This is a genomic window from Prosthecobacter sp. (assembly GCF_044373815.1).
Classification (GTDB): Bacteria; Verrucomicrobiota; Verrucomicrobiia; order Verrucomicrobiales; family Verrucomicrobiaceae; genus Prosthecobacter.
This window is the reverse complement of record NZ_JBIPNG010000022.1, coordinates 20,972-28,799: the sequence shown is the minus strand read 5'-3', so window position 1 is coordinate 28,799 and position 7,828 is coordinate 20,972. Positions and strand designations below refer to the sequence as shown.

Annotated in this window: 7 protein-coding genes; 1 reads left to right on the top strand and 6 read right to left on the bottom strand. The window is 59.3% G+C overall.

Annotation, left to right across the window (positions count from 1 at the left end):
* The 6 genes from ACIREA_RS03460 to ACIREA_RS03435 all read right to left on the bottom strand — a co-directional run.
* Positions 1-529, bottom strand: a 529-nt coding sequence (locus ACIREA_RS03460) for a hypothetical protein (protein WP_397380585.1), incomplete at its 3' end; no start/stop codon positions are given.
* Positions 530-559: 30 nt separating this feature from the next.
* Entirely contained in the window at positions 560-3,091 is a 2,532-nt protein-coding gene (locus ACIREA_RS03455; protein ID WP_397380583.1) for an ATP-dependent Clp protease ATP-binding subunit, read from the bottom strand.
* A complete protein-coding gene (locus tag ACIREA_RS03450; protein WP_397380581.1) occupies positions 3,081-4,205 on the bottom strand; it encodes a protein arginine kinase in 1,125 nt (374 codons plus the stop codon). The genes ACIREA_RS03455 and ACIREA_RS03450 overlap by 11 nt, the downstream gene beginning before the upstream one ends.
* A gap of 76 nt (positions 4,206-4,281) precedes the next feature.
* Entirely contained in the window at positions 4,282-4,839 is a 558-nt protein-coding gene (locus ACIREA_RS03445; RefSeq protein WP_397380579.1) for a UvrB/UvrC motif-containing protein, read from the bottom strand.
* 81 nt (positions 4,840-4,920) lie between these two features.
* Positions 4,921-5,535 (bottom strand): HAD-IA family hydrolase, encoded by a 615-nt coding sequence (locus ACIREA_RS03440; protein ID WP_397380577.1) that lies wholly within the window; start codon positions 5,533-5,535, stop codon positions 4,921-4,923.
* A 65-nt stretch (positions 5,536-5,600) separates the two neighbouring features.
* Positions 5,601-6,380 carry a platelet-activating factor acetylhydrolase IB subunit gene (locus ACIREA_RS03435; RefSeq protein ID WP_397380575.1) on the bottom strand — a complete coding sequence of 260 codons (780 nt, stop codon included), beginning with the start codon at positions 6,378-6,380 and terminating at the stop codon, positions 5,601-5,603.
* A gap of 221 nt (positions 6,381-6,601) precedes the next feature.
* Here ACIREA_RS03435 and fdhA point away from each other — a divergent pair, with 221 nt between their 5' ends.
* Positions 6,602-7,798 (top strand): formaldehyde dehydrogenase, glutathione-independent, encoded by a 1,197-nt coding sequence (gene fdhA / locus ACIREA_RS03430; RefSeq protein WP_397380573.1) that lies wholly within the window; start codon positions 6,602-6,604, stop codon positions 7,796-7,798.
* The last annotated feature ends 30 nt before the right edge of the window (positions 7,799-7,828 follow it).

The window sequence follows — 7,828 nt, the reverse complement described above, 5'->3', positions numbered from 1 at the left end:
GGTCGTCCGGCGCAGCAATCAAAGCTCCCAATGGCGGAACAGATCCAATGTCCCCCTGCACTTTTTGAAAGGGCGGTAGAGAGCTTTCGAGACCGCCCAAAAATGCGGGTGCCTCACGGCTGGCTGCCAGCTGGGCCTCAACGCCCAGAACCGTGCTCGGAAAAGGCACCAATGCCTGCGCTGCCTCATTCACAAACTCGGGCGAAGGGCGGCCCCAGAACAGAGTTTCGGGAATCACGACCACCGCAGGATTGTAGGCCTGCAGTCCCTTCAGGACCATCTGCCAGTCCAGCGGGCGCGGGGGCCAGCCAGCATATTCCACCTTGTCAGCCACACGCATCTTCACCAGCACAACCGGCGAGGAGGAGACCGCATGATCATCGGCCGCGACAAAACGATCCCGCGCATTGGCCACGAGAAAGTCGAGAAACAACTCATCCACACGCTGGAACCGCCCCGCCTGATGCTCACGATCCAACCAGCAGCCGAGGCTGCCGAGGAGGAGAATGAGGATCAGGGCACGGATCATGGCAGGCAGAGCCCGGCGGATCTCTCCCGGTTAAGGGGCTGGCGTTTCGGCCGGAGCCGGGACGTCAGTGGTTTCACGCTTGTCAGCGGCGAACTTGAGGCGCTTGTGCTCGTCGTCGTGGGAAACCTTGACGATGTCGCCTTCGCGGATGTCTCCGCGCAGGAGATGCTCGGCCAGCGGGTCTTCGATGTTTTTCTCCACGGCACGGCGCATCGGACGCGCACCATACTGCGGATCAAAACCTTCCTTCATGAGGAACTCGCGGGCGCTGTCGTCCAGGGTGATGTGGATGTTCTTCTTCTTGAGGCGGACAACCACTTTGCTGACTTCGAGGTCGACGATCTTGTTGAGCTGCTCCTTCTCGAGCATGCGGAAGATGACGATGTCGTCGAGGCGGTTGAGGAACTCAGGCTTGAAGAACTTCTTCGCGGCTTCGGTGATCTTGCCCTTGATGCCGGCGTTGTCGGCGGCGTCTTCCTGCATGGCCATGAAGCCCAGGCTGGTCTGGCGTTTGATTTGCTCCGCACCGATGTTGGAGGTGAGGATGACGATGGTGTTCCGGAAGTCGATCTTGCGGCCGAAGTTGTCGGTGACCTGGCCTTCTTCGAGAATCTGCAGCAGAAGATGCATGACATCCGGGTGCGCTTTTTCGACTTCGTCGAACAAGATCACGGAGTAAGGGCGACGGCGCACGGCTTCGGAAAGCTGGCCGCCTTCTTCGTAACCGACGTATCCCGGAGGCGCACCAATCAGACGGCTGGCGGTGTGCTTTTCCATGTACTCGGACATGTCGATCTGGATCAGCGAATCGGCGGTGCCAAACATGAATTCGGCGAGGTTCTTCGCGAGGAAGGTCTTGCCGACACCGGTCGGGCCGAGGAAGAGGAAGGAGCCGATCGGGCGGCGCGGGTCCTTAAGGTCAGCGCGGGAACGGCGCAGGGCCTTGCTGATGGCGATGACGGCTTCGTCCTGCCCGATGACCTTGCCCTTGAGCTCGGTTTCCATCTTGAGCAGTTTTTCGGCTTCAGCCTGTTCCATGCGTTGCAGCGGAACGCCGGTCCACTTGGACACGACGGACATGATGTCCTCTTCGGTGACGTCAACGATACGCTCCTGATTGTTGGTGCGCCAGGTTTCCAGCACATCATCAAAACGCTTCTTCGCGTTCTTCTCACGGTCACGCAGGCTCGCAGCTTTTTCGAAATCCTGCTCCTTGATGGAACCTTCCTTCTCGAGGCGGATCTCTTCGATCTCGCCTTCGATCACCTTGAGTTCGGGCGGACGTGTCATGGCGGCGATGCGGGCCTTGGAGCCGGCTTCGTCCATGATGTCGATGGCCTTGTCAGGCAGGAAACGGGAGGGCAGGTAGCGCGAGCTGAGATTCACCGCCGAGCGAAGCGCGTCTTCGCTGTACTTCGCCTTGTGGTGCATCTCGTATTTGCCACGCAGGCCAAAGAGAATGCGGATAGCGTCCTCGACGGAGGGCTCCTCGATCTTCACGCTCTGGAAGCGGCGTTCGAGCGCGGAGTCCTTCTCGATGTACTTGCGGTATTCGTTCAGCGTGGTGGCGCCGACGCATTGCAGTTCCCCACGGCTGAGCGCGGGTTTGATGATGTTGCTGGCATCCATTGCGCCTTCAGCGCCGCCGGCACCCACGATGGTGTGCAGCTCGTCGATGAAGAGAATGACGTTCTTGTTGCGGCGGATTTCATCCATGACCGCCTTGATGCGTTCCTCAAACTGGCCGCGATACTTCGTGCCAGCGACCATGAGTGCGAGATCGAGGGTGATGACTTTCTTGTCGCGCAGGATTTCAGGAACGTTACCGGCGGCAATCTCCTGAGCCAGCCCTTCGACGATGGCGGTCTTGCCGACACCAGCTTCACCGATGAGCACCGGGTTGTTCTTGGTGCGGCGGCAAAGGATCTGGATGACACGGGCGATTTCCTCCGAGCGGCCGATGACCGGGTCCATTTCACCCTTGATGGCGAGCTCGGTGAGGTCGCGACCGAAGGCTTTGAGCGCCGGGGTCTTCTCGTTCTTCTTCTTGTCGCTGGAAGGCGTGTTGCCGGTAGGATTGACGGGTTCGCTTTCCTCCTCTTCCTCTTCATTCTGGGAGGAGAAGTTGGGATCGAGTTCCTTGAGGATCTCGCTGCGCGCCTTGTCGAGGTTCACATCGAGGTTGCGCAGCACCTGAGCGGCCACGCCTTCGCCTTCGCGGAGGAGGCCGAGCAGGATGTGCTCCGTGCCGACGTAGCTGTGGTTGAGCGCCTTGGCTTCCTTGGAGGCCAGGGCCAGCACCTTCTTCACTCTTGGGGTGTAGGGGATGTTGCCGACCATCTTGGTCTCAGGGCCGGAACCAACCTGCTGCTCGACCTGCATGCGCACGGTTTCGAGATCGAGGCCGAGCTTGGTCAAAACGTTGACTGCGACCCCCTGGCCGAGTTTGATCAGGCCAAGCAGGAGATGCTCCGTGCCGACGTAATTGTGGTTGAAACGGTCGGCTTCCTTGCGGGCAAGGGCCAGAACCTGTTGGGCGCGTGGAGTGAAATTATTCATCATTAGTAGGGGAGGTGGTGCCTCCGTTGTTAGATTGTGATGTTGGAAAACTACCCGGGCCGTCGATGGATTGCAACCGCGTGCGGGTTAAATCAGCGCGCATGCTGTCACGCTCTTCAGGGGACAATTCACGCGCAGCATTGAGCTGCAGATGCGCAGGTTGAATTTCAAGCAGAAGCATGTCGATCAGGCTGCGGTCACAGTTCCCGACAAGGTCGAGATCTGCACCGAGACGCAGCATGGAAAGCAGGTTCAGTGCCTCTTTGGAGGTAAGGATGTGCGCATACCTCAAAATGGCGAAGGCACGCCCGATCTGGTCTTGGAGCATCGTCTGGTGGTCCTCCTTGAGCTTGGCGCGGGCTGTCACTTCAGAGCGGACGACGCCTTCGATGACCTTTTCGATCTGGGCGATGATTTCTGGCTCCGCCTCACCCAGCGTGTGCTGATTGGAGATCTGGAAGAGATTGCCCAAAGCTTCAGTGCCTTCCCCGTAGAGGCCGCGCACAGCCAGGCCGATCTTGCCAATGGCCTTGATCACCGGGTTGATTTGCTCGGTGAGGACCAGCGCTGGCAGATGCAGCATCACGGAGGCGCGCATGCCGGTGCCGAGATTGGTGGGGCAGGCGGTCAGGTACCCGAGCTTGGGGTCAAACGCATAAGGCAGCAGGCCTTCTAGCTCCGTGTCCACGCGGTCTACCACTTCAAAAGCGCTGGTGAGGTTCAGTCCCGGGCGGATGCCCTGGATGCGGAAGTGATCCTCCTCATTGATCATGATGGAGATGCTCTGCTTGCGGTCCACGACCACGGCGCAGCCGGAGGACCGTGCCGCATGCTCACGGCTGACGAGGTGTCGCTCCACCAGCACCTGTTTGCGGATCTTGCTGAGCTCGGTGTAGTCCTCGCTGTAGCCGTCCCGCATTTCGGGCAGTTCTTCCACCACCGGGCGTGCGCGTTCCAGCAGCTCGATGCGCTGGCGCTCCTGACTGAAGCCGGGGAAGGGGTAACCACGGAGATTGCGTGCTAGACGCACGCGCGAGGTCATGACCACGTCGGAGTGCGGCCCCGCGCCTTTCATCCAGTCGGCGGGGTTCTTGATCAAGGTGGCAAAACGCATCATGAGATTACGAAGTTGGACTGTGCAAAAGAGATACGCGTTGAAAGATACGAAAGGATCATTTCACCTGCGGCCTTCTTCATTTGGAAGCCTTGGGCTGAAGATTTTCGATCTCGGATTTCAACTTGGCTGCGTCCTCGTAGCGCTCCTCCTTGACGGCCAGATCCAGCTCAGCGCGGAGCTTGGCAATGTCTGGTGGCGGCACGGGCGGAGCTGGCACCGGTGCGGGTGGAGGCGCGTCCTTCAAAGTGGTCGCTCTTTGCCGGGGCAGTATTTGGGGTGCGACCGCGCTGAGGTGGCTCGGGCGCTTGCCCACATGCCGGGTTCCCTTGTGCATGTTGCGCAGCAGTCCATCCAGTCCATCACGGAAGGCGGCATAACATTCCGGACAGCCCATGCGCCCGATCTTCTTCAGCTGGGATGCCGTGAAGCCGCAGGCGTCGCACACGATTTCCATCGTGTCTGACTCCGTTCGGTGGGAGGGGCTCAGAAATGCCTCCGCCAGACCGAAGCCTGTTTCCTCGGTCACGCCTTTGGCCTTTGAGCAGGTCTCACACAGATTCACCGTGGTCATTTGACCGTTGATGATCTGGGTGAGGAACACGGTGGCCTCATTTTCGCAAACGTCGCATTTCATGGATTTAGTCGTGCATGCATTCATGCCACATAGGTGATACGAACGGCAGGCCGTACTGGGTATGACAGGTATTCGCGCCCGTCAACCAATGCCCTGAGCCGCCAGCCATTCGTCCAGCTCCGTCTGAAGCTGCGAATGCTTCGCAAAGCTGTAATGAAAAGTCCGAAAACCCAGGCGTTTCGCGGTGGCGATGTTTGCCTCCAGATCGTCGATGTAAAACGTGCGTGCGGGGTCCAGATCCAGCTGCGCGGCGGTCTTGAGGAAGATCTCATCTCCCGGCTTGGCGCAGCGGGCGGTGTGCGAATACACCCCATCTTGGAAATGCTGGAAAATCGCAAACTCGCGCAGGAAGTAGCTTTTGTGCAGCTCGTTGGTGTTTGAGAGCAGGTGCATCGGCAGCTTTCCCGCCAGCGCGGAGAGCGTCGCGTGCATGGGTTCATTCTGGGCAAAGATTTCGCACCAGATGGAGGCGAATTCCTCCGGGTTGCCACGAAACCCCGTCAGCGCCATGCCCCGCTGTATGAACTCCGCGTCATCCATGTCACCCACTTCATAGGGGCCTTTGATATCATCAAACAGCGTCAGCACCGTCTCCGCCGGATGATCACAGCGCTCCGCCAGCCGCCGGGCGGCGATGCTGAAATCGAAGTCGATGAGGACTTTGCCGATGTCGGAAAGGATGGTGGGCTGGGGCATGGCTTTCCTATGCACGCAGGTCTTGCGTGCGCCAGATGAATCCGTGCAGGGAATGACGGAGCAGATTACTTCATCAGCTCAGCGAGCTTTGGACCGATGGCGTCGGCCCAGATCTGATAGCCTGCGGCGGAGAGATGCAGGAAGTCGGGCATGATTTCCTTGGTGAGGCTGCCGTCGGGCTGGAGGAATTTGTCACCGATGTCGAGGAAGAAGACATTCTTGCCGTCATCGAGTTTGGCGATGATGGAGTTGACCACCTTCAGCTTGTCGCGGCCTGGATTCGGACTGGCTTTTTCGCCACGTGGGAAAACCGCGAGGAGAAGGATTTTTGCTTGGGGCTGCTTGGCGCGGATGGTTTCGACGATCACGGTGACACCTTTGGCGATGCCTTCAGCGGAATCCGAGCCGGAGTTGTTCGTGCCGATCATGAGGACCACGGCCTTGGGTTTGATGACCTCAAGTTCGCCGTTTAGGATGCGCCACAGCACATGCTGCGTGCGGTCACCGCCAATCCCAAAGTTGGCCGGGCTGTAGGCGCCGAAGGACTTGTCCCAGATTTCCTTCTTGCCGCCCCAGCCGGCGGTGATCGAGTCACCAAGGAACACGAGCTGTGCTTTGCCTTCCTTGGCGATGCTCACGAACTTCTCATGCGAAGCGATGAAGCCAGGGTTGATCTTGCCGTCTTTGCCGTACTTCTCCGCAGGAACGTCCGGTGGCTGCGGGGGCATGACGACGGCTGGGGTGGCTGGCGGAGCAGATGGCTTGACGGCCGGAGCCGAGGTCTGGGCCCGGAGGGCGGTGGAAGCAAGCAGCAGCAGGGACAATGCGAGTGATGTAATTTTCATGCATGCGTATTGTGGAGGGCTGCTCGCGGGCAGGCAATCCGAAAGAGCATGCAGCGCGATTCGTTTAGCTAAACCCAGCGGCGTCAGCCTTTTCCCGGCCCCTGCACCGCTCATTCCTGGCTGCCAACGTTTTTCCTTCACCAGGATTGACGCGATCTGCCGGTTCTGACTAGCATGACTGGGAATCCCCTAAATTCAACCAACCACAACCACACAATATTATGCCAAGCAATCATGGTGTCGCCTACATGGGTACCGGAAAGGTAGAGGTTCAGAGCATTGATTTCCCGAAACTGGAGCTGCGCGAACAAAAGCGCAAATGCCAGCACGGAGTCATCCTCAAAGTCGTCAGCACCAACATCTGCGGCTCCGACCAGCACATGGTGCGCGGTCGTACCACCGCACAGAAGGGGCTGATCCTCGGCCATGAAATCACCGGCGAAGTCATCGAGACGGGCCGCGATGTGGAGTTCATCAAGAAAGGCGACATCGTCAGCGTGCCTTTCAACATCGCCTGCGGACGCTGTGCCAACTGTAAAGAAGGCAAGACCGGCATCTGCCTGAATGTGAATCCTGCCCGCCCCGGTGCAGCCTATGGCTACGTGGACATGGGTGGCTGGGTCGGTGGTCAGGCGGAGTACGTCATGGTGCCCTACGCTGACTTCAATCTCCTGAAGTTCCCGGATCGCGATCAGGCCCTGGCCAAGATCAAAGACCTCACTCTGCTTTCGGACATCTTCCCCACCGGCTATCACGGTGCCGTCTCCGCTGGAGTGGGCCCGGGTGCGACGGTTTACATCGCCGGTGCCGGCCCTGTCGGTCTCGCCTGTGCTGCTTCCTGTCATCTCCTCGGTGCCGCTGTCGTCATCGTCGGCGACTTGAACAAGGAGCGCCTTGCCCAGGCACGTCGTTTCGGCTGTGAAACCGTGGACGTTTCTCTCTCTGCCTCCGTTCAGGATCAGATCGAAAACATCCTTGGCGTGCCGGAAGTGGACTGCTCGGTGGATTGCGTCGGCTTTGAAGCCCGTGGCTGCGGCCATGACCACAGCAAGGAAGTGCCTGCTCAGGTGCTCAACAGTGTCATGGAACTCACCAAGGCGGGCGGTGCCATCGGCATTCCCGGCCTTTACGTCACGGGTGATCCGGGCGCGGTCGATGAAGCTGCCAAGGTCGGCAGCCTTTCCATCCGCATCGGTCTCGGCTGGGCCAAGAGCCACACTTTCGTCACCGGCCAGTGCCCGGTCATGAAGTACCATCGCCGCCTCATGATGGCCATCCTTCACGACAAGATCAAAATCGCCAAGGCGACCAACGTGCAGGTGATCTCCCTGAAGGGCGCTCCAAAGGGCTACGTGGACTTCGACAAGGGCGCTGCCCGTAAGTACGTCATCGACCCTCATGGCATGATCAAAGCCTGATCGATTTGAGAAGCCAGTCTTCGAAGCCCT

Coding starts and splice junctions, on each gene's coding strand:
- ACIREA_RS03450 (WP_397380581.1), bottom strand. CDS start 4,205: ATGATGCGTTTTGCCACCTTGATCAAGAACCCCGCCGACTGGATGAAA.
- ACIREA_RS03440 (WP_397380577.1), bottom strand. CDS start 5,535: ATGCCCCAGCCCACCATCCTTTCCGACATCGGCAAAGTCCTCATCGAC.
- fdhA (WP_397380573.1), top strand. CDS start 6,602: ATGCCAAGCAATCATGGTGTCGCCTACATGGGTACCGGAAAGGTAGAG.
- ACIREA_RS03435 (WP_397380575.1), bottom strand. CDS start 6,380: ATGAAAATTACATCACTCGCATTGTCCCTGCTGCTGCTTGCTTCCACC.
- ACIREA_RS03445 (WP_397380579.1), bottom strand. CDS start 4,839: ATGAAATGCGACGTTTGCGAAAATGAGGCCACCGTGTTCCTCACCCAG.
- ACIREA_RS03455 (WP_397380583.1), bottom strand. CDS start 3,091: ATGATGAATAATTTCACTCCACGCGCCCAACAGGTTCTGGCCCTTGCC.